Annotated in this window: 16 protein-coding genes and 2 pseudogenes; 6 read left to right on the forward strand and 12 right to left on the reverse strand. The window is 71.0% G+C overall.

Annotated features, from left to right (window positions below):
- Window positions 1–104: 104 nt before the first annotated feature.
- The 7 genes from SLW55_RS15600 to SLW55_RS15630 all read right to left on the reverse strand — a co-directional run bounded on the left by SLW55_RS15600 (window position 105) and on the right by SLW55_RS15630 (window position 7,052).
- Window positions 105–887, reverse strand: coding sequence for a hypothetical protein (locus SLW55_RS15600; RefSeq protein WP_010340940.1), 783 nt, complete (start codon window positions 885–887; stop codon window positions 105–107).
- Window positions 888–1,264: 377 nt separating this feature from the next.
- Window positions 1,265–1,867, reverse strand: coding sequence for a DUF938 domain-containing protein (locus SLW55_RS15605; protein ID WP_148829944.1), 603 nt, complete (start codon window positions 1,865–1,867; stop codon window positions 1,265–1,267).
- Window positions 1,868–1,940: 73 nt separating this feature from the next.
- Entirely contained in the window at window positions 1,941–2,765 is an 825-nt protein-coding gene (locus tag SLW55_RS15610) for an NYN domain-containing protein (RefSeq protein ID WP_043095422.1), read from the reverse strand.
- A gap of 104 nt (window positions 2,766–2,869) precedes the next feature.
- Complete coding sequence (locus tag SLW55_RS15615; RefSeq protein ID WP_198527688.1) at window positions 2,870–3,685, reverse strand: EcsC family protein; 816 nt, start codon at window positions 3,683–3,685, stop codon at window positions 2,870–2,872.
- Between the two features lie 385 nt (window positions 3,686–4,070).
- Complete coding sequence (locus SLW55_RS15620; RefSeq protein WP_017910776.1) at window positions 4,071–4,493, reverse strand: NUDIX hydrolase; 423 nt, start codon at window positions 4,491–4,493, stop codon at window positions 4,071–4,073.
- A gap of 97 nt (window positions 4,494–4,590) precedes the next feature.
- Window positions 4,591–5,985: an MFS transporter gene (locus SLW55_RS15625; RefSeq protein ID WP_320745365.1), complete on the reverse strand. Its 1,395-nt coding sequence runs from the start codon at window positions 5,983–5,985 to the stop codon at window positions 4,591–4,593.
- A 158-nt stretch (window positions 5,986–6,143) separates the two neighbouring features.
- Window positions 6,144–7,052: a DUF4424 family protein gene (locus SLW55_RS15630; RefSeq protein WP_320745366.1), complete on the reverse strand. Its 909-nt coding sequence runs from the start codon at window positions 7,050–7,052 to the stop codon at window positions 6,144–6,146.
- A gap of 179 nt (window positions 7,053–7,231) precedes the next feature.
- Between SLW55_RS15630 and SLW55_RS15635 the strand changes: the two genes are divergently transcribed.
- The 3 genes from SLW55_RS15635 (at window position 7,232) to SLW55_RS15645 (ending at window position 10,672) form a co-directional block, all read left to right on the forward strand.
- A complete protein-coding gene (locus SLW55_RS15635) occupies window positions 7,232–9,055 on the forward strand; it encodes a family 43 glycosylhydrolase (RefSeq protein WP_320745367.1) in 1,824 nt (607 codons plus the stop codon).
- Between the two features lie 97 nt (window positions 9,056–9,152).
- Window positions 9,153–9,710, forward strand: coding sequence for a lysozyme inhibitor LprI family protein (locus SLW55_RS15640; protein WP_267117179.1), 558 nt, complete (start codon window positions 9,153–9,155; stop codon window positions 9,708–9,710).
- A 53-nt stretch (window positions 9,711–9,763) separates the two neighbouring features.
- The gene (locus tag SLW55_RS15645; RefSeq protein ID WP_295842152.1) at window positions 9,764–10,672 is read left to right on the forward strand and encodes a hypothetical protein; all 909 of its coding nucleotides are present in this window, start codon (window positions 9,764–9,766) and stop codon (window positions 10,670–10,672) included.
- Between the two features lie 37 nt (window positions 10,673–10,709).
- Here SLW55_RS15645 and SLW55_RS15650 read toward each other — a convergent pair whose 3' ends face one another.
- The 3 genes from SLW55_RS15650 to SLW55_RS15660 all read right to left on the reverse strand — a co-directional run bounded on the left by SLW55_RS15650 (window position 10,710) and on the right by SLW55_RS15660 (window position 12,541).
- Complete coding sequence (locus SLW55_RS15650) at window positions 10,710–11,222, reverse strand: hypothetical protein (RefSeq protein ID WP_295965852.1); 513 nt, start codon at window positions 11,220–11,222, stop codon at window positions 10,710–10,712.
- Window positions 11,223–11,286: 64 nt separating this feature from the next.
- Window positions 11,287–11,949 carry a hemolysin III family protein gene (locus tag SLW55_RS15655; protein WP_153751676.1) on the reverse strand — a complete coding sequence of 221 codons (663 nt, stop codon included), beginning with the start codon at window positions 11,947–11,949 and terminating at the stop codon, window positions 11,287–11,289.
- A gap of 118 nt (window positions 11,950–12,067) precedes the next feature.
- The gene (locus tag SLW55_RS15660; protein ID WP_017911660.1) at window positions 12,068–12,541 is read right to left on the reverse strand and encodes a hypothetical protein; all 474 of its coding nucleotides are present in this window, start codon (window positions 12,539–12,541) and stop codon (window positions 12,068–12,070) included.
- A 339-nt stretch (window positions 12,542–12,880) separates the two neighbouring features.
- On the opposite strand from SLW55_RS15660, the gene SLW55_RS15665 reads away from it, so the two are divergent.
- Window positions 12,881–15,394: a DEAD/DEAH box helicase gene (locus SLW55_RS15665; RefSeq protein ID WP_150410059.1), complete on the forward strand. Its 2,514-nt coding sequence runs from the start codon at window positions 12,881–12,883 to the stop codon at window positions 15,392–15,394.
- Window positions 15,395–15,693: 299 nt separating this feature from the next.
- Window positions 15,694–16,500: pseudogene (locus SLW55_RS15670) on the forward strand (ribonuclease H-like domain-containing protein); the annotation flags it as partial.
- An 897-nt stretch (window positions 16,501–17,397) separates the two neighbouring features.
- On the opposite strand, the pseudogene SLW55_RS15675 reads toward SLW55_RS15670, so the two are convergent.
- Window positions 17,398–18,579: pseudogene (locus SLW55_RS15675) on the reverse strand (M56 family metallopeptidase); the annotation flags it as partial.
- A 3-nt stretch (window positions 18,580–18,582) separates the two neighbouring features.
- Window positions 18,583–18,969, reverse strand: a complete 387-nt coding sequence (locus SLW55_RS15680; protein WP_320745368.1) for a BlaI/MecI/CopY family transcriptional regulator — start codon at window positions 18,967–18,969, stop codon at window positions 18,583–18,585.
- 583 nt (window positions 18,970–19,552) lie between these two features.
- On the opposite strand from SLW55_RS15680, the gene SLW55_RS15685 reads away from it, so the two are divergent.
- A complete protein-coding gene (locus SLW55_RS15685; RefSeq protein ID WP_320745369.1) occupies window positions 19,553–21,943 on the forward strand; it encodes a TonB-dependent receptor in 2,391 nt (796 codons plus the stop codon).
- Window positions 21,944–22,076 lie beyond the last annotated feature (133 nt).

Below are 22,076 nucleotides of genomic sequence, written 5' to 3' on the forward strand. Positions count from 1 at the left end.
ACAGCGGCCCTGGGCGAGCGGCCGCTGTGTCGTATCAGGATGCGATTCGATCGAGTGCCAGGTGGCAACTCGACCGAGTGCCATTCAACGCAACGAACGTCGAATCAGACCCGCGGATCAGGCGGGTTGCCGCGGCCCGGGCGATCGTAGCGATCCGAATCGAAGGCCTCGCGTACGGCCGCCTTGGCCTGTGCCCAGCTCAGCCGCGAGCGATCCTTGGCGCGCTCCCAGCCGCTTTCCAGGTCCGTGTCCAGGCGGTCGTCCCAGACCCGGTCGCGGTAGCGGCTGCGCGCCTGCACGCCGTAGCGGTAGGCCGGGCGGTAGTCGTCGTAGCTGCTGTCGGTCTCGCGGTAGTCCACGGTGTCGAAGCGATCGGCGTAGTAGCGGTCGCTGTCCTCGTAGGTGCGGTAAGTGGCGTCGGCACGCTCCCAGGAATCGCGCGCGGCCAGCCGCGCCTCGTCCCACTCCAGGCGCGAGTCGCCACGGCGCGTGCCCCAGTCGTGCGACAGCTCGCGCTCGTGTTCGTCCCAGGTGCGCGAGGGATACTGCTCGCGTGCCTGCAGGCCCAGGCCATAGGCCGCGGCGTAGTCGCGGTCGTAGTCGTAATCGGCCTTGGCGTAGTCGCGGTTGCGATACTCCTCGCGCCAGTACGCATCCTCGCCGGTGGGGTCGATGCGCTCGGCCACGCCCTTGCCTGCCGCCGCACCGGCCACCACCCCGACCGCCGCGCCGATCAAGGTGCCGAGCGGCCCGAACACGGTGCCGGCCAACGCGCCCGCGGCCACGCCGCCGGCGGTACCGCCAATGCCGACCCCGACCGGATGCGAACCCGGGGTGCCGGAAATCGGATCGCGATTGAGATCGCGGGCTTTGTCGTTGTTGTCCATGGGAACGCTCCGTGGCGAAGGAAGAAAGCACCGGCTGCAGGCCCGTTCGGCGGCGGCGGGTGTCGGCGCACAGTCGCAAGCGCGCGGTGAATCCGCCGTGGCACGGCGGTGAACCCGTGATGAGGGAGAGAGTGCGGCTTCGTCACCTGGACACAACGCCTACTGCGTCGCCCACCATGCAGCGCAGGCATGGAACCGGCCAAGACAGTGCTGCATCAAGCACGTCGGCGTATTCGGTACGACCACGCACTCCGCGTCGCTGACGCATGCACAGTCACGACATGGCTGACGCAGTCAGATTGGGCGCCCACGGCGTATCCGCCTGCGCGATCGCGCACCCGCACGACGCCAAGGCATCGCCGGGTGGCACTGCTGCCTCAGCCGCGCCGCCAGACCAGGCAGCGGTTGTTGGCCGGCATCGCCACGTCTTCCTGCAACGTCAGTCCCTGCGCCTGCGCCAGCGCGTCCACCGCCTCGGCATCGCGGATGCCGCTGGCCGGGTCGCGCGCCTTCAGCCACGCATCGAAGTCGCGATTGCTGTCGCTGGTGAAGGCGCCGCCGTAGTTGAAGGGGCCGTAGACCACCAGCATGCCGTCGGCGCTGTTTGCCAGCAGTTGGCCGACGCCGGCGAAGAACGCCTGCACCGCGTCCCAGCCCATGATGTGCAAGGTGTTGGAAGTGAACACCGCATCGTAGCCGGTGCGCGGCCACGGCCCCTCGCGCACGTCCAGGGCCAGCGCCGGCGGCGTGTTCGACAGCGCCGCCACCTCCAGCCACTGCGCGATGCCGGGCAGGTGCTCGGCGCGCTCGCTGCATTGCCAGGTCAGCTGCGGCAGCGCCGCGGCGAAATGCACCGCGTGCTGGCCGGTGCCGCTACCGATCTCCAGCACCTGGCGACGATCGGCGAACTGCCGCTGCAGCACCTGCAGGATCGGATCGCGGTTGCGGTCGCAGGACGGGGCGTAGGGTCGATCGCTCATCGTGGCGTGCACCTGTATGTGCCATTGCGCGCCACGACGGCACGCACCAGTGCGAATGGCAGCGGCTGACAGCTCATCCGCGCGAGCGCACGAAGATGCGCTTGCCGCCGCCCTCGTTGCCGCGCTCCTCCAGTTCGAAGTGCGACGACAGCCGGCGCAGCAGGTCGCTGAGCTTCTTGTGCCCGTACAGGCGCGGATCGAAATCCGGCCGCACCTTGTTCAGATAGCTGCCGACGCTGCCCAGCCCGGCCCAGCCCTGGTCGTCGGAGGCTTCCTCGATGGCCTGGCGCAGCAGGGTCAGCGGCGCCTGCTTGGTCTCGGTGGCGGCGGGCACGGGCTCGGGCTTGGCCGGCGTCGCGGCCGGCTTCTTGCGGCCCTTGGCCGCCGGCTTGGCAGCCGCAGCGGCGGGCTTGGCCGGCTCCGCCGAGCTGGCCTCGCTGCGCAGCACTTCGGTGTAGATGAACTTGTCGCAGGCCTGCACGAACGCATCCGGGGTCTTGCGCTCGCCGAAGCCGTACACGGTCGGTCCTTCCTCGCGCAGGCGTTGCGCCAGGCGGGTGAAGTCGCTGTCGCTGGAGACCAGGCAGAAGCCGTCGAAGCGGCCGGTGTAGAGCAGGTCCATCGCGTCGATGATCAGCGAGCTGTCGGTGGCGTTCTTGCCGCTGGTGTAGGCGAACTGCTGCACCGGGCTGATCGAGTGCTTCAGCAGCGCCTGCTTCCACTGAGTCATGCGCGTGCTGGTGAAATCGCCATAGATGCGCTTGACGCTGGCCAGGCCGTACTTGGCGACTTCGGCGAGCAGGCCTTCGATCACCGACGGCTGCGCGTTGTCGGCATCGATCAGCACCGCCAGCCGTGGCTGGTCGTCGTCGCTGTCGGAACGGTGGCGGGTTTTCATGGCGTGCACCTGCGGCAAGGAAAGATCGGGAGAAGCGTGGCGGCGGTCACCACTGTGCCAGCGCGCGCTGCCCACAGCCAGCGCAACGCGGCGACCGCCATGGCTCATCGCCCGGCCGGCAACGCCTCGTAGGCCTGGCGTACCGCGGCCTCGCCGTAGCGGCGCTCCAGCCGGCGCACGATGAAGTGGCCGCGCGCCATCGCCTGGAAGTGCGAGATGAACACCGTGTTGAGCAGCGCGCCGCTGGCCGCGCCGACCAGCGGCACCGCCTGCGCCGCCAGCTTCTCGCTGACCGTGACCGAGAACTTGGCGGCGATGCGCGACAGCAGCGACACCAGCACCGGCGCGCCCTTGCTGCCCAGGCCGTGCGCGGCGATGTACTGCGCCGCGGCGCTGAGCTGCTGCGCCATCGCCGCGCGCACCGCGAAGTAGCCCGATTCGCTGCCGTCGTCGCGGTGGCTGCGGCCGCCGTGCGCCAGCACCTCCAGGCAGGCCAGCGCGGTGGTCGGGTCGTCCAGGCGCTCGCCCTCGGCGCGGGCGATGTCGGCGATCGAACGCAGCATCAGGGTCGTGGTCAGCGGCAGTTCCACCACCAGCCCGGGCAGGCCGAAGAAGCCGCCGGCCGCACCGGTCGCCGCCACCGCGGCGCCATGCAGGCGCGGCCGTGCGCGTTCCGGCGCCTGCCCACGCAGGGTCAGCAGCGCCGAACGCAACGCCACCCGCAGCGCACGCTGGCTGACCGCATCGATGCGCGAGGACAGCAGTTTCGGCAGGCGCTTGTTGATCAGCGCCTCGATCGGCGCGCCCACCGCATTGGCGATCTTCGCCGCCAGGCCGGGGTGTTCCAGCAGGGCGCGCGCCTGGGCCAGGTCGCGGTGGTCGGCGGCATCCATCACGGGGACGGGCAATAGCGAGGTCATGGCTGAAGCTCGTGGCGAGGGAGGCGACAGCATGCACCGGGCCGCCCCGGCATGGTGTCGAGGGACGATGACCGGTGCGGGACGTTAAGGAATCGCGCGGCCGGAACGCGTGATCGGGATTGAGGCAGGCCCCTGCCGCACACCGCGCCTGCGTCTGGCCCACGCGGCGCCGGGCGCGGTCCAGACAGGACGGCCGGTCCACCACTAGGCCAAGCGTGGCGCCCTGGCCCCGGCGACATCGCGCCGGTCCACCGAACTGGCCATGGCCCAAGTTGGCAGGATCGGCGCTGCAGAGGCAGCCGTCATAGCGGCGGTTGCATGCCCCGCGACGCACGCTGTAAACCCGCTTCTCGTATCGCAGGCAACGACTGGCCGGCCAGACCAGCTACCCCTGCACGCACTGAGCCAGGTAGTCGCGCAGGCGCTCCTGCAGATGGGGCACGGCCTGGGGATGGGCGAGAAATTCGGCCACGGGCATCAGCAGCCACCCCCGGCCTTCATCGCCGAAGCGGATGCTGGCGATCTCGGCACAACTCAGGCGGCCAACGAACAACCAGCTCGGCAGGGACCCGGGCTGCAGGGACGGATAGCAGCGGCCCCAGGTCAGCCTGTCTTCCTCCAGCACTAGGCCGAACTCCTCCTGCAGTTCGCGCAGCGCGCAGCGCTCGGGGCTCTCGTCGTCCTCGCGGCCGCCGCCAGGCAGGTCCCAGAGTCCCGGCCAGGGAATCTCCGGCTTCACATCGCGCTGGTACACCAGCAGCGCGTCGTCGCACAGCAGCGCCAGCTTGGCGCCGTTGAACGGTTGCATGACGTCCTCCGCGGTAGGTAAAGGGCCAGTCTGAACGCGATGCACGCCTCGATGTGCGCCAGGCCACTTCGCGCGCGTCTCAACATATCCCACACGCCTAGATCCGCTCCAGCGCACGCTGGTGGGTACGCGGTCCGAACCGGCCCACCACCGTGGCGGCCATCAGCAGGCTGGCGGCGATGCAGGCGAGCACGCCGCGGTGGCCGGTGCGGTCCAGCAACATGCCGATCAGCAGGCTGCTGGCGGCCGTGGACAGGCGGCTGAAGGAGTAGCAGAAGCCGACCGCGCGGGCGCGCAGCGCGGTGGGAAACAGTTCGGCCTGGTAGCCGTGATAGGCGAAGCTCATCCAGGCATTGCAGAAGGTGACCGCCGCGCCGCAGGCGATCAGCAGCAGCGGCTGGCTCTGCCAGGCGAACAGCAGGCCGAACAGCATCGCGCCCAGCGCCGACACCACCACCTGCCACTTGTTCTCCCAGCGCTGCGCCACGCCGATCAGCAGCAGCGGCGCCAGTGGATACGCCAACGAGATGGCGAAGGCGTAGCCCAGGCCGTGCACGCTGTCGGCGCCCTGCCGCGCCAGCAGCGCCGGCAACCAGTTGCCGAAACCGAAGAAGCCGATCGCCTGGAAGATGTGGAAGCTCACCAGCATCGCCATGCGGCGCCGGTACGGGGGCTGCCACAGCGCGGACAGTTGCGGCGTCGGCGCGGCCGGCGCCGACGCCGGCTCGGGTGCGGGCAAAGGCCGCCCCAGGTCGGCGGTACAGCGCGCTTCCAGCCGCTGCAGCACCGCGTCGGCCTCGGCGTGGCGGCCCTGGGTGGCCAGCCAGCGTGGCGACTCCGGCAAACGGCTGCGCAGCCACCACACCGCCAGCGCGAAGCCACCGCTGAGCAGCGCCACCCAGCGCCAGCCGCTCAGGCCCAGCGGCGCGTGCGGCACCAGCGCCCAGGCGCTCAACGCCACCGCCGGCACCGCCAGGAACTGCAGGCAGAACGCCAGCGCGAACGCAGCGCCGCGCATCTGCCGCGGCACCATTTCCGACAGATAGGTATCGATGGTGACCAGTTCCACGCCCAGGCCGATGCCGACCACGCCGCGCCACAGGATCACCCCCAGCGCGCGGTGCTGCAGGCCCATCGCCACCGTGGCCACGCAGTACCAGAGCAGCGCGAAGGAGAACACCGCGCGGCGCCCGAAACGATCGACCAGCGGGCTGAGCAGGCTTGCGCCGAGGAACAGGCCCAGGAACGTCGCCGAGGCGAACGCGGCCTGGTCGGCGATGCCGAACACGCCGGCCGCGCCCTCGGCGAAGATGCCGTCGCGCAGCAGGCCGGGGCTGAGGTAGGCGGTCTGGAACAGGTCGTACAGTTCGAAGAAGCCGCCCAGCGCCAGCAGCGCGACCAGGCGCCACAGGCTGCGGGTCGGCGGCAGGCGCTCCAGGCGCGCCGCCACCAGGGCGACGGGATCGGAAGCGGCAACGGCGGCATCGCGCATGCGGGCAGGTCCTGGGGGAGGGATCGCGCCGCCGCATGCTGCCCGATCCGCCGCCGCGCGCGCCACCGCGTCGGGTCGAAACTGCCGACCGCGCCGCATCGGCGTTCAGCCGGATGTCGGCTTCGGCGCGGCCGGCCGCTGCGGGCGCCGATGGCGCGTCAGCGCAGGAACAGGATGTCCAGATCGCGCTCGGGCACGAAGTCGCGCTGGCGAAACTCGAAAGTGAGCGCATCGGTGCGCTGCAGGTCGCCGTCGAAGCACAGGCTGAGCAGGTCGCCGGGCGCGCGCTTCTTCAGGGTCAGGTGGAAGTCCTGGATTGGGCCCTTCCAGTTGGCGCCGGTGCGCAGCACGTAGCGCAGGTTGCTCCACTGCAGGCCGTTGGCGCCGGCGCGGCGACGCAGGCGCTGTTGGGTGGCGGCGTCCAGGCAGGTGGATTTGGCGTACTCGCCGATCAGGTCGCTGGCCGGCATCGGCACGCCGGTGGCGACGCTGGGCACGTAGCTGTGGCGGATCGCCACCGCGCCGCCGGCGGGAAAGCGCTGCTGCCAGACGAAGTACTCGCTGAGGGTGAAGCGCGGCTGCCCGTCGGCGTCGAACCAGCGCGCGGGCAACGGCGTGCGCCCGGCCGGGACGGTGCCGCCCTCGACATACTCGGCCAGGTCGTCCGGCGTCCAGCCGCTGGCCGCCCACGCGCGCGAGATGTCGCTGCCGTCCAGCTTCGCCACCAGCCGGCGCTCGGTGCGCACCGGCTTGCCGTCCACCCACAGCCTGAAGTCGGTGAGCGCGCTGTGGTCGGCCATGCCGAAGTACATCGGCGGCATCGGGAAGGCGATCGGCACCAGCAGCTCGCGCGTGCTGGTGTTGGTGAACACGTAGTCCACCTGCACCCGCTCCTCGCTGATGAACAGGTCTTCCTTGCTCATGCGGATGTCCGGCTGGCGGATCAGTTCGATGGAGCCATTGGCGTCGCCGATGCTGCTGTCGTTGGCGAAGGCGGCAGCAGCCGCGAACAGCAAGGACGACAACAACACGGGCAGCAGGCGGCGCGGCGAAACGTTGGCGGTCATGGAGTCGGAGGTCGGCGAGGGAAGGCACCGCGGCCGCAGCACGGCAACGGGCAACGGGCAACGGGCAACGGGCAACGGGCTGGCGCCATGGTAACCGCGGCGGCATGGCCTGCCGCATCGCGCCCTGCCGCTGCGTTTGCTACGGTAGCCGGCGCCGCCACGGTGGGAAGGCCATCGCCATGTTCAGAGCATTCGCAACGCTGGCGCTGCTGGCGTCCGCCGGGCTGGCCGCGGCGCAGGCACCAGGCCAGCGCAGCTACGCCAATCCGATCGACCTGGATTACCGCTACAACTTCGAGCAACTCAACGAAGGCATTTCCTATCGCACCGGCGCCGATCCGGTGTTCGTGCGCTTCGGCGACGCCTACTATCTGTTCCAGACCCTGGCCGACGGCTACTGGCGCTCCAGCAACCTGCTCGACTGGCAGTTCGTCACGCCCAGCCGCTGGCCGTTCGAGAGCATCGTCGCGCCGGCGGTGGTGGCCGACGGCGACCGCCTGGTGATCATGCAGTCGGCCTTCGAACCGCGCCCGCTGCTGCAGACCCGCGACCCGGCCAGCGGCAAGCTCGACTTCCTGACCCGGCTACTGCCCAAGCTGCCGCGCGCCCAGCCGATCGGCACCGAGATGAAGGGCCGCCCGCTCAGCGACGTGCCGCCCGGCCCCTGGGACCCGGACCTGTTCATCGACGACGACGGCCAGTGGTACCTGTACTGGGGCTCGTCGGACCGCTATCCGCTGTATGGCATCGCCATGGATCGCAACGCGCAGGGGTTCGCCTTCCGCGGCGTGCCGACGCCGCTGCTCGCGCTGGACCCGGCGCAGCACGGCTGGGAGCGCTTCGGCCCCGACCACCGCGGTGCCCGCTTCCCCGACGGCAGCCCGATCGGCAGCTACCTGGAAGGCGCGTGGATGACCAAGACCGGTGGCCGCTACTACCTGCAGTACGGCGCGCCCGGCAGCGAGTACAACGCCTACGCCAACGGCGTGTACGTCGGCGAGCACCCGCTCGGCCCGTTCGTCTATGCGGCGTACAACCCGGTGGCCTACAAGCCCGGCGGCTTCATGCAGGGCGCCGGCCACGGCTCCACCTTCCAGGACGCGCACGGCAACTGGTGGAACAGCGGCACCGCCTGGATTGGCGCCAACTGGACCTTCGAACGGCGCATCGTGCTGTTCCCCGCCGCGTTCGCCGCCGACGGACAGATGCGCGTGTCCACCCGCTTCGGCGATTTCCCGCACTGGATGCCGGACGGCCCGGTGGCCGACCCGGAGGCGCTGTTCACCGGCTGGATGCTGCTGTCCTACCGCAAGCCGGCCACCGCCTCGTCCACCTTGGACGGCTTCGCCGCCGACCGCGCCACCGACGAGGACCCGCGCAGCTACTGGGTGGCCGCACGCAACACGCCCGGCGAGACCCTCACCGTCGACCTGGGCGGGGAACGCAGCGTGCGCGCGGTGCAGGTCAACTTCGCCGACTACCGTGCCGGCCGCTACGGCGATGCGCCGGACATCTACACCGCGTTCCGGCTGCAGCACTCGCGCGACGGCCGCCACTGGCTGCCGCTGGCCGAGGTCGGCGACGGCGCCGACCGCCGCGACCGGCCCAACGCCTACCTGCAATTGCCCGCGCCGGTGCGCACCCGCTACATCCGCTACGTGCACGGCCACGTCGGCGCCGCCCACCTGGCGATCAGCGACCTGCGCGTGTTCGGCAACGCCGACGGCGCCCCGCCGTCGGCGCCGACCGGCGTTGTCGCGCAGCGCGATGCCGACCGCCGCAATGCCCGCGTGCACTGGCAGGCGGTGCCCGGCGCCGTCGGCTACAACGTGCGCTGGGGCCTGCGCGCCGACCGCCTCAACCTGACCTACCAGGTGTTCGCCGACCATGGCACCGACCTGGAGATCCGGGCGCTGAACCGCGACCAGGACTACGTGTTCGCCGTCGAAGCCTTCGACGAGCGCGGTGTCTCCCCGCTGAGCGCCCGCATCGCCGTGCCATGAAGCCATCACCGCCTTCCCGTATGCTTGGCCCCACCTCGACCGCGCGCCGGCGATGCGGCGCGCGGCAGGATCGGTTGCCGATCGAAGGAGAAGGACGATGCACCAGCACCAGGGAACCCAGCGCCAGCGCCGGCTGCGCGCCTGGCTGATCGCCGCGATGGTCGCCGGCGTGTGCGGCAGTGCCGCCGCGCAGCAGACCGACCCGCGCGATGCGCAACTGCAGCAACAGCAGCGCCTGCTGCAGCAGCAGGCCCAACAGATCCAGCAGATGCAGCAGCAACTGCAGCAGATGCCGCCGGCCGGCGCCGAAGCCGCTGCACCTAGCGATGGTCTGTCCGCCGCCTACCACGACTGCCGCAAGCAGGCCCAGGGCCTGGACGAGAACCGGCGCTGCATCCAGCGCGAACAGCGCGTGCAGCAGGAGCGCCTGGACCGCGCCTACGACAAGCTGCGCTACCGCATCAGCGGTACCGACCGTTCCCGCCTGATGGACGCGCAGTACACCTGGCAGCAGTCCAACGACCAGGCCGCACAGCTCGACCGTGCGTTCGGCGCACGCGGCCAGGAGGCGGGCCTGCAAAGCGCCGAAGCCACCCTGCGCCGGATCAGCTCCCGCGCCGACGAACTGGAAGGCTATACGCGCGGCGGGCGTTGAGGGTGCGGTCGCGTCAACCCTCCACCACACCCTGCGATCCGTCGAAGACGCCCGTGTACGCCTACGACATCGAACCCGGAGATTGGCACGACGGCGCGCCCGCTCCCGACAGCGACGGCTGGTGCTTCGGCCTGCCGCCGGGCATCGCCGCGGCGCAATGGCCGCTGGATCCGTGGAGCGGCTATCCGATGCAGCACGGCTTCACCCTGCGGCTGCCACCGGACTACCGCGTGCACGGCCCGGACATCGTCGCGGTGTCGTTCTTCGCCACCGCGCCGGACCATAACGACGGCGGCCCGGCCGGAACAGTGGACGGGATGCACGCCGCGATCACCACGCCTGCGCAGGCGCTGGCCGACCCGGCGCTGCAACCGTTCCGCGAACGCGCGCTGCAGGCCCACCCGCGGCTGCGGCGCATGCAGGACCTGCTGGACTGCGCCTATGCGCTGATCCTGCTGCGGCAGGAAGAGGTGGATGGCGCGCCATGCCGGCCGCCGCCGCTGGTGGACAGCCCGTTGCTGCAGCAGACGCCGCCGCCGGAATGGTTGCAGGTCGGAAGCGCGACAGTATGCGAAGCGTGGGACGCGCGTAGCGTGCCGCTGCCGCAGGCGCCGGACCGTTTCGCCCTGCATCGTCCGCTGCGGCTGCGCCGGCGCGAGCACGATCCCAATGCCGGGGTACCGCCGCGCGAGACGTTCGGCGACGCGCCCGATCCCGGCGGCTATCAGCCGTTCTACTACTGGCAGGACGGCGTGGTCAGCCGCGAGCACTACCGCGAACACGACTGGGCCGCCGGCCACGCCATCAACCACCTCGGCGGCACCATGCGCCCGATACAGGGCATCCCGGACTTCAGCCCGTACTACATCGAGTTCGACGAGGCCTTCGGCGGCTACAACTTCGGCGGCGGCGTCGCGCAACTGGACATCCAGGACCTGCGATTGGACTGGGCCTGCGGTTGAGGTCGCCGAGGTGGGCGACGCTTGTGCGGCGGCGCGCTCACTGCCCCGCTGCGCAGCCCCCGCCCTGTTCCGCGCACACCTTCATGGCGCGTTGCAGTTCGGCCTCGCTCAGCTGTGGAGGTGGCCGCGCGACGGCAGCCTGGACCTGGTCGGGGCCGCCGGTCAGCGCGTGCAGGCCCTTGGCCGCCTTGCCGGCCAGGTAGTAGACACCGAGCGCGATGTAGCCGCCGCTCTGGCTGACCTGCTCCACCGAGGGCGGCGGACGCCAGTCCTTGTCGAAGCGGTTGGGTGGCGGCGACACCGGATTCTTGAAGCGGTACAGGTCCAGCGGCTCGCCCTCGTCCGGCGGCAGCGCGCGCACTTCGCCCAGGGTCTGGATGTCGGGCTGCGCGGCGGCATCGGATGTGGACGGCGTTGCGACCGAGGGCGGCGGCGCAGCGGCCGGTGCGGCCGGTGCGGCCTGTTGTGCCTGCACATTCGCGCAGGTCGCCAGCAAGGCGATTGCCAGCATCGTGCGCAGGCGCCGGCCGGTCGGTTCCGCTGTGTGCATGCTGTCCATGACGCCCGAGCTTACGGACGCGGCACGGCCATCTCTAGCGCATCGGCGCCACCGTTCACGTCGCCGACAGCGGGCGCAGGCACAGCCAGATCGCGCACCAGTGCGCCAGTGCGCCGCCCAGCACGTGCGCATGCCAGATCGCGCGGTTGTAGAGCATCGACTTGCGCACGTAGAACGCCACGCCCACCGTGTAGATCGCCCCGCCGGCAGCGATCAGCCACAGCACCGGCGTGTCCAGCCCGGCCACGATCGGCTTGACCGCCGCCATCCCCGCCCAGCCCAGCAGCAGGTAGATCGCCACCCAGAAGCCCTTGGCGATGCCCGGCAGGAACAGCTTGGCGAACACCCCGAACAGCGCCACGCCCCACACCGCCAGGGTCATCGACCAGACCCAGGCGCCGGACAGCGCCAGCACGAAGAACGGCGTGTAGGAGCCGGCGATCATCACGAAGATGCCGGCGTGGTCGAGCTTGCGCAGCACCGGCTGGCGCTGCGGCGGGGCGAAGTTGTACGCCGCCGAGCAGGCGAACATGGTCAGCAGCCCCAGCGCGTAGATGCTGGTGGCCACGATCAGCGCGTCGTTGGCATGGGCGCGCCAGACCAGCAGCGCGCCGCCGACCACGGCCAGCAGCAGGCCGGCGGCATGCACGAGCAGATCGGCGCGGCGCGCGGCGGCGGTGCGGTAGTGCGGGGCTGGCGAGGAAGTCGATGCGGACAAGGCGATCTTCGGCACTCCGGGAAGCGGTGCCTTGGTGCTGGGGGACGCACAGGATACGCGCGTAGCGGCTGATCCCTGCTTCGCCACGCGCAGCATCCTGCCAAGACCGCGCTGGCGATTACTTACCGAGCGGATAGCGCGTGTCCAGATCGTCGAGTGCGCGCTTGTTTCCTGCCGGCGAAGGATGGCTATCGGCACCTTCGCGCTCCAGTGCCTGCTCCCATTGCCGCACTTGATCCTTCAGCTTACGCGCATAGGTCTTGAGCTGGGACGGGGTGACGCCGCCCTGCTCCTGCCAAAAGGCGGCTTCGACCGACGTGCGGAACGTGCCATCCGCGTACACCCACAGAGCGCGACCGATGGTGCTGTCGTCGCCACTACGTTTGCCCAACGCCTGCGCGTCTGCGTCGACGCGGATAGTGCCGTGGATTTCGAACGCCAGCCGATGCGCATCGGCAAATGTCACCTTCAGATGCGCATGCAGGTTGCCGGAAGACGGCAGCGCCTTGGTGACATCCTTGATGTAGACGTTGGCGTCGACCGACGCCTTGTTGCTGAAGCCGTTATCCTGCAGAAATTCGGCGGTGACCATGGCATTCGCTCCTGAGTGTGTGAACGGGGTCCGTCATTGCACGACGGGTAGCGAAAGCCTCGCGCCTCGCGCGGAACGCGGCCATCGGCACAAGCCTGATCTGCGTAGTACGCGCTGCCGAGGGCGTGTCATCGGCGCAGACGGCCGCTGTGTCGGTACAGACGCGCAGGGCCGGCACGCATCGCCAATAGGCTGCCGCATGCAGTGCGAACAGCGATGCGTTCCGCATGCAATCGCCCAGCCTGAATCCGCTCAGCCTGCCCGTCTCGCCTCGACGGCGCCCGTCTCATACCCTGAGACGCGATTTCGCTTCCCTGTTCCGCTTTGAGAGCCGTGCCGATGCCCGCCCACGCCCTAGCCCCGCGCACCGAGGACGCCGAGCGCGCCCTGTCCACCACCGACGGGATGCCCTCGCGCGATGGCGCCCTGCTCAGCGCGCGGCTGGAGCGCCGCTACCACGACCGCATCACCGGCAGCTTCACCATCCCCGGCCAAGCCGGCCGCTACGCGCCGATCCCGGACGACGTGCCGCCGGCGCTGGCCGCCGCGTTGCGCGAACGCGGCATCGCGCAGCTGTACAGCCACCAGGCCGAGGCCTGGGACGCGGCGCAGCGCGGCGAGCACGTGGCCATCGTCACCCCCACCGCCTCGGGCAAGTCGCTGTGCTACACGCTGCCTGTGGTGGCCGCGGCGATGACCGCGCAGGCCAAGGCGCTGTACCTGTTCCCGACCAAGGCGCTGGCGCAGGACCAGGTGGCCGAGCTGCTGGACCTCAACCGTGCCGGCGACCTGGGGGTGAAGGCCTTCACCTTCGACGGCGACACCCCCGGCGATGCGCGCCAGGCGATCCGCCTGCACGGCGACATCGTGGTCAGCAACCCGGACATGCTGCACCAGGCGATCCTGCCGCATCACACCAAGTGGGCGCAGTTCTTCGAGAACCTGCGCTACGTGGTGATCGACGAGATCCACACCTACCGCGGCGTGTTCGGCAGCCACGTCGCCAACGTGCTGCGCCGGCTCAAACGCATCTGCGCGTTCTATGGCGTCACGCCGCAGTTCATCCTGTGCTCGGCCACCATCGGCAACCCGCGCGCGCACGCCGAGGCGCTGATCGAGCAGCGTGTGCACGCGATCACCGACTCCGGCGCGCCCAGCGGCGACAAGCACGTGCTGCTGTGGAACCCGCCGGTGGTCAACGCCGACCTGGGCCTGCGCGCCTCGGCGCGCTCGCAGAGCAACCGCATCGCGCGCATCGCCATCAAGTCCGGGCTCAAGACCCTGGTGTTCGCGCAGACGCGGTTGATGGTGGAGGTGCTGACCAAGTACCTGAAGGACATCTTCGACCACGACCCGCGCAAGCCGCCGCGCATCCGCGCCTACCGCGGCGGCTACCTGCCCAGCGAGCGCCGCGAGGCCGAGCGGGCGATGCGCGCCGGCAGCATCGACGGCATCGTTTCCACCTCGGCGCTGGAACTGGGCGTGGACATCGGCGCGCTGGACGTGGTGGTGCTCAACGGCTACCCCGGCAGCGTCGCCGCCACCTGGCAGCGCTTCGGCCGCGCCGGACGTCGCCAGCAGCCGGCGCTGGGCGTGCTGGTGGCCAGTTCGCAGCCGCTGGACCAGTACGTGGTGCGGCACCCGGACTTCTTCGCCGATGCCTCGCCGGAACACGCCCGTATCGCCCCGGACCAGCCGCTGATCCTGTTCGACCACATCCGCTGCGCCGCGTTCGAGCTGACCTTCGTCGCCGGCGAGGCGTTCGGCCCGGTCGACCCGGCGGTGTTCCTGGAGGCGCTGGCCGAGAGCGAAGTGGTGCACCAGGAAGGCGACCGCTGGGAGTGGATCGCCGACAGCTACCCGGCCAATGCGGTGAGCCTGCGCTCGGTGGCCGACGGCAACTTCGTGGTGGTGGACAAGACCGACGGCAAGCAGCAGATCATCGCCGAGGTGGACTATTCGGCCGCCGCGCTGACCCTGTACGAAGGCGCCATCCACATGGTGCAGAGCACGCCCTACCAGGTGGAAAAGCTCGACTGGGAAGGCCGCAAGGCCTACGTCACCCGCACCCACGTGGACTACTACACCGACAGCATCGACTTCACCAAGCTCAAGGTGCTGGACCGCTTCGACGGCGGCGCGGCCGGGCGCGGCGACGCGCACCACGGCGAGGTGCACGTGGTGCGGCGCGTGGCCGGCTACAAGAAGATCCGCTACTACACCCACGAGAACATCGGCTACGGCCCGGTCAACCTGCCCGACCAGGAACTGCACACCACCGCGGTGTGGTGGCAGTTGCCGCAGGCGACCCTGCTCAAGGCGTTCGGCAGCAAGCAGGACGCGCTGGACGGTTTCCTGGGCGCGGCCTACGCGCTGCACGTGGTGGCCACGGTGGCGGTGATGGCCGACGCACGCGATCTGCAGCAGGCGGTGGGCGACGGCGACGGCGCCTGGTTCGCGGTGGCCGACGCCAAGGGCCGCGGCCAGTTGCGCGGTGGCGACAGCGGCGAGCCGGCCAGCGTCGAACTGCAGCAGTTCGTGCCCACCGTGTACCTGTACGACAACTTCCCCGGCGGCGTCGGCCTCAGCGAGCCGTTGTGGCGGCGCCAGGCCGAACTGGTGCAGCGCGCGCGCGAACTGGTGCAGGGCTGCGACTGCGTGGCCGGCTGCCCGGCCTGCGTCGGCCCGGTGCTGGCCGCGCAGGAGGAAAGCGCGACCACGCCGCGGGCGCTGGCGTTGCGCGTGCTGCGCTTGTTGCTCGACGGCGAGGACGACACGGCGCTGGACGCGCACGGCGCAACCACGATCGCCATTGATGCCGATGCCGATGCGCTGCCGGAGTGGAGCGCATGAGCATCAGCCTCGAACGCCTGCGCGCGCTGCGCCGGCAGGCCGGCGACGCCAGCGCCGAGCGCGCGCCGGCGTCCTCCGGCCATCGCATCGCAGCCGACGCGTCTGCCGCGCCACGCGCAGGCACTGCCGCGGCGACGTCCACGCAAGCGCCGCGGCAGGCAGCGCCGCAGCCGCGCGAGATCGTATCGCAGGCAACTGCAACGCCGGCCCCACGCACGCCACCCGCTCCCCCGCGCAGCGGCGGCGCCGATACCGCGGTAGCGCCGCCCATCGCCATCGCCCCGTTCGACCGCGGCGGCACCGATGTGTCCGCGCTGCGGCGCCTGCTCGGCCTGCGCGAGCGCGCCGTCGCGCCCGCCGCGGCAGTGGTCGCACGCAGGCCTGCCCTCGCGCCGGACCGGCATCTGCCCGGTGTGGAGATCGCACCCGGGCTGCACCTGATCGAGGCGTTCCTGCCGCAGCCGATCCCCGCCGGTGCGCTGTCGCTGGCCTTCGCCCGCCGCGAGGATGCGGTGGACCCCACCGACCTGCTGTTCTTCGACACCGAGACCACCGGCCTGGCCGGCGGCACCGGCACCCGCGCCTTCATGATCGGCGCGGCCGACTGGACCGTGCATCCGGCCGACGGCCCGGGCCTGCGCATCCGCCAGTTGCTGATGGCCACGATGGGCGCGGAGAAGGCGATGCTGGAGGCCTTCCGCGCCTGGCTGCGGCCGGGCACGGTGCTGTCCAGCTACAACGGCCGCTGCTACGACGCGCCGCTGCTGAAGACCCGCTACCGGCTGGCGCGCTGCGCCGATCCGCTGTCGGCGCTGGACCACGTGGATCTGCTGCATCCCACCCGCCGCCGCTACCGCGGCACCTGGGAGAACTGCAAGCTCGCCACCATCGAGCGGCAGTTGCTGCGCGTGGTACGCGAGGACGACCTGCCGGGCTCGGAAGCGCCGGCCGCGTGGCTGGGCTACCTGCGCGGCGGCAACGCGCGCAACCTGCGCCGCGTCGCCGCGCACAACCACCAGGACGTGGTCACGCTGGCGCTGCTGCTGCAGCGCCTGGTCGCCGCCGAGGCCGAGGAACGCGCGCTGGCGACTGCGGCGTCGGCGTAGGCGCTGCGCACGCCGCCGGCGACATCACTCCAGCCGCTGCGCACTGCCGGCGGCGATGGCCGCATCGAACAGGCGGTCGACCTCGCGATCGAGCTGCGCGCTCAGTTCGCCCTGGCGTGCGCCCAGTTCGCCCTGCTGCCGGCCCAGCGCGGCCTGCTGTTCGCCGAGCGTGCGCATCTTCGCCGACAGCGCGTCCTGGCGCTGCGCAAGCGCTGCCTGTGCATTCGCCTGCGCCTTGGCAGCGACGGCGTCCATGTCGATGCGCGCCAGCGCCCGCGCTGCGGCCTCCTGCGCCAGCTTGCCCTGTTCACGGCCCAGCTCGCCCTGCTCGCGGCCCAGCGCTCCTTGGCGCTTGCCGAGCTCGCCCTGCTGCGCGCCCAGCTTGCCGATTGGCTCGAACAGCGCGTCGAAGCGGGCCAGCAGCGCAGGATCGTGCACCACGTAACGCTTTCCGCCGCGGCGGAACCACAGGCCATCGCCCTGGGTCTCGCGCTTCATGCTGGCGAGTTCGTCGCTGCTCCCACTCATCGTCGAATGGTTGCCCTTGACCCGGACATACGACTGTTCGATTTTGCCGTTGTGGGTTTTCTGCATCGATCGCGTGCTGATCCGCGAGCCGATGGCCGGCGGCGGCGCGGGGACCGCCGGGACCGCCGGGACCACCATTGCAGGCCGCGCAGGCGGCGCAGGCGGCGCGGGCGGCGGCGGCGGTACTGCGGGCACGTTGGCGGCGCGGGCGGCGGCACCGGCGTCCCCCATGTCGACCGCATCGGCCGCCTCCGCGGCCGCCGCGTTCGCGGCTTCCATCTCAGGCTCCTGCGCCGCTGCGCTCGCGTCGGCTGCCTGCTTCGCTGCATCTGCAGCCGCCATGGCAGCCTGCGCCTCCGCCGCCGCAAGCGCCGCTTCGCGGGCCGCGTCATCGGCAGTGTATTCGCTCGGTGGCGCCGCGGCCTGCGCCTGGGAGGCGGGAGCCGGCTTGCCGGCGGCAGGCAGCGCATGGCCGGGCTGGGCCACCAGGCGCAGCGGCGCCACGCCGAGCACGGCCACCGCGGTCAGGATCAGGGCCGCGCCCAGGCGCGGAAAAGCGGACGTGGTCTGCAGCATCTGCAATCTCCGTTTCAGGCTCAGGAAGGTCGGCGAAGCGCTGGCCAGGCCGGCGCTGGGCCGCGGTGCCACACCCAGCTGCACCAGCAGCCGCGCGTAGTCGTGACGGCAATGGCGGTGGCCGGCGACCACGGCGGCGTCGCAGGCCGCCTCGCGGGCCAGGGCGTACTCGCGGTTGGCCAGGTGCACCAGCGGATGGAAGAAGAACAGGTGCTGCGCCACCGCCGGCAGCAGCCCCCACCACAGGTCGCGGCGCTGCAGGTGCACCAGTTCGTGGGTCAGCGCCATGTCCAGATCGTCGGCGCGCAGGCTGTCCATGCGCCGCGCCGGCAGCAGCAGCACCGGCTGCCACGGCCCGATCAGTTGCGGCGAATCGATGCGCTCACACAGCCGCAGCTGCGGCGGCTGGCGCAGGCCGTGGGCCTCGGCCGCCAGGCGCAGCGCACCGAGCAGGGCGGTGTCGGTGCACGGCGCCGCCGCGCGCGCACGCTGGCGGCTGCGACGGTAGGCCAGGACGCTGTGCGCGGCGCAGACCAGCACGCCGGCCAGCCACAGCGCCACCAGCGCCTGCGCCCACGGCCAGGCGGCCAGGGATGTCGTGGCCGGGGGTGCGGCGATCGCCGCGGTGGCAGCGGTGGCGTTGACGTTGATCTGGGCAGGCATCGCAGCGGACACGCGCGGCATCGCAGCGCCTGCCGGCGTCGCCGACACCGTGGCGACGGCCGCCGGTGCCGCCGCCACCGGCGCCGGCGCGGCCGGCAGCACCGGTAGCTGCACCGCCCCGGCCCACAGCAGGCCCAGCACGCTCTGCGCGGCGACCAGCCACCACAACCGACAACGCGTCGCCGCCGGCAGGGTCGGCAGCCAGCGGCACAGCGCCCAGATCAGCGCGACCAGCACCAGCGTCTGCACACTGGTCGCCAGCAGCCGCGACAACAGAGTCTCGAACACGTCCGTCCCCACCAGGCTGTGCATGGCTCAGTCCTCTCGCCGTTGCGATTGCAGTTTGGCCACCAGGGCCTCGAGTTCGACCAGTTCCGTGTCGCTGACCTCGGCGCGCTGCGACATCCACGCCACGAACGGCGAGACCGAGCCCTGCAGGGTCTTCTCGACGAAGCTGCCGACCGCGCTGCGCACCACGTCGTCCTGGCCGCTGGTGGCGGCATAGCGGTACACGCCCTGCACCTGGCGGCGACGCAGATAGGCCTTGGCGCGCAGGCGCTCCATCATGGTCAGCACGGTCGAGCGCGCCAGCCCGCGCGCCTCGCCGAACCCGGCGGCGACCTCCCCGACACTGGCATCGCCGTGTTCGGCGATGTACTGCAGCAGGGCCAGTTCCTGGTCCCCGATCGATTTGCGGCGCATCCGCCCACTCCAATGACTACACGTGTCGGCAAAGCTACCCATGGCGACAGCTGTCGTCAATAGGTCGCAGGTCATGGGCGGCAGGCGTCTGCAAGCCTGGCGATGGCGCCCCTCCGCGAAGCCAGTCGCACCCGGCGCCTGCCGGTGGAGCCGCGTCGGTCCTGAGCATTCGGCCCCATGTCTCGCGCACGCGTGCAACGGCATGAGGTCGGCCCCCCGGCCACCGTGCATGCACTCGCCGTAGACGTCGGCGCTGATCCATCCTCGTTCGCGCAGCGGCACCAGCGCCCTATACCCAGGTATCGCATCGCATACGCGCAGCAGGCAGCGCTGTACCAACGCGCAATGGTGCAAGCGCACATGCGATGCAAGAATTTCCTGCATCGCTTCACGCCGCTGTATTCACCGCGGAAGCGCGCTGCCGCAGCTGCGCCGTTCGCCTCCATCGATCCGGAGCGGGCCGCCGCACCGCCGGCGCACTGTCATCGCAAACGCACAGCCAGCCGGACGCCGCCGCGAACAGGCGGCCCTGCGCTGGGTGCGCGCGTGCGCCACCGCTTCCTACTCCACGCCGGATCCGACCATGCATGCGACCTCCTCCTGTCTCCGCGCCGCCGCCCTGCCGATCTCTGCACCGCATCGCCTCAGGCACGCGGGCGCACCGTCGTTGCTGTCCGCGGCACTGGTCGCCTGCCTCGCCGCCTCCACGGCACACGCCACGGAGGCGGCTGCCAACAGCAACGCCGACACCACGCCGACCACGCTGTCCGCGCTGGACGTGGTGGCCTCGCCGCATGCGGCCGCAGTAGCGCCCACCCAGGTGGTGGGCCCGAACCGCTACGTCATCAATGCCGGCGACATGGACGCCGACCTCGCCGGCAGCAACGGCCTGGCGCGGCTAAAGACCGTGCCCGGCGCCAGCTACACCGCCACCGACGGGCTGGGCCTGGACGTCTCCGCCACCAGCCTGTTCGTGCGCGGGTTCCGCATGAACGAAATGGGCATCACCTTCGAAGGCGTGCCGTTGAACGACAGCGGCTTCCTGTCGTTGACCGGCACCAGCGTGGTCAACGTCGGCGTGCCGGACGCCATCGGCACCATCACCGTCAGCCCCGGCGCGGCACCGGTGAGCGTGTTCTCCAGCAGTGCCAACGGCGGCGCGCTGGAGTACCGCCTGGGCGAGCCGAAGGACACGCCCGGCCTGCGCCTCAAGCAGGGCGTGGGCAGCGACGCGACCCGGGTCACCACGGTCTCGGCGCAGAGCGGGCAACTCGGCGCCAACGGCCCGAAGCTGCAGGTCGACCTGCAACGGCTGGGCGCGGACAAGTACCAGGGTGGCGGCACCCAGCGCTTCCTGCGCGGCGACCTGAAGGCGACGCAGGACGTGGCCTGGGGCACGTTCACCGTGTTCCTGTCGGCCAGCCACGCCGCGATGTGGGGCTACAACAACCTGTCCTTCGACATGCTCGGCAAGCTGGGCTGGCGCGCCGACAGTCTCTATCCCGACTACGCCAGGGCCTATGCCATCGCCCTGCCGCAGAACGCCGCCGCGTCTTGCGGCGCCTACCGCTGCGGCGCGCTGGCCGGGCTGCTGCCGTACGACACCGGCCAGGTCACCGACGACCGCATCGCCTCGCTCGCGCACGACTTCCGCATCTCCGACGCGCTCAGCGGGCGGGTGCAGCTCTACAGCGCGCGCAGCCGCACCCACGCCACGCTGAGCGATCCGACCACGCCCTCGCCCGACGCTGCGCCGTTCTCCGAGCAGGTGCAGGCGCCGCACCTGCAGCGCAGCGGCGGCCTGCTCAGCCTGACCTATGTGCATGGCCGGCACACGCTCAGCGCCGGCCTCTGGCAGGAGCACAGCAGCGCCGACGCGGCGACGTCCTGGTACACCGAACCGCTGCTGGGGCAGGGCCGGCCGCTGCGCACCACCGGGCCGTGGGATGTGTACGGCCTGGCGTTCAAGACCGACAACGTCTCGCAGTGGACCACCCGCGCGCGCCAGGCCTACCTGCACGACGACATCGCGCTGAGCGACACGCTGGTGCTGGGCCTTGGCGCCAAGGCAGTGGATTTCCGCACCAGCGGCGGCGGTGTCGGCGATGCGCCGGACCGGCCGGCGGCCGGTACGCTGCGTGCCAGGAGCGCGTTCCTGCCGCATCTGTCGCTGTTCTGGAGCCCGACCGCGCAGACCGATGGCTTCATCGACCTGGGCAGCGCGATGAACGGCTTCCGCGTCGCCCAGCGCGGCAACATCGGCTATACCGCCTCGGCCTGGACCGTCCCCGACCAGGCCACGTTCGACCGCCTCGCCCGCCACCTGCAGCCGGAACAGGACTGGAACCTCACCCTCGGCGGCACCCATCGCTTCGACCACGCCACCGTCACCGCGGACGTGTTCTACGGCGACATCCGCCATCGCCTGCTGTCGGCCGCGGTCGGCACCCAGTTCGCGCAGGCCAACACCGTGCAGGTGATGCCGAAGATGCACACCTTCGGCGCCGACCTGGGCGTGACCGTCGACCTCACCCCGCACCTGCAGTTCTACCAAGGCGTGGCGCTGGCGCGCTCGGTCTACGACCGCGACGTGGTCGTCGACGACAACGTCTATCCGATCCAGGGCAAGGCGCAGCCGGGCTATCCGCAACTGTCGCTGGTCAGCGACCTGTCGGCGCATGTGCGCCACTGGCGCTTCGGCGCCACCAGCACCGAGTACCTGCATCAGCCCTTCACCTACGAGAACGACCTGCGCGTACCGGCGTTCTGGCAGGTCAACGCGTATACGGCCTACACGCTGGGCGCCGACAGCCCGCTACCCGGCCTGGAACTGCGCCTTGACATCAGCAATCTGCTCGACCGCCACAACATCGGTACCGCCAACATCGCCGGCTCGGCGTTCGCCGGCGACTACCAGACGCTGCAGCGCAGCGCACCGCGGCAACTGCTGTTCAGCACCTCGCTGGCGTTCTGAGTGGGAGGCGCGCATGCATGGGGCAGACACGGCGTTCACGGCAGTGCCACGCCGGCGCGACTAGAAGTTTGCGCAACGGTCCGCCGACGCATGCCGCGTCCGTCGGCTTCGCCGCCGCGCTGCAGCGCGCCCT

The sequence above is a fragment of the Xanthomonas sp. LF06-19 genome (assembly GCF_034105425.1).
Classification (GTDB): domain Bacteria; phylum Pseudomonadota; class Gammaproteobacteria; order Xanthomonadales; family Xanthomonadaceae; genus Xanthomonas_A; species Xanthomonas_A sontii.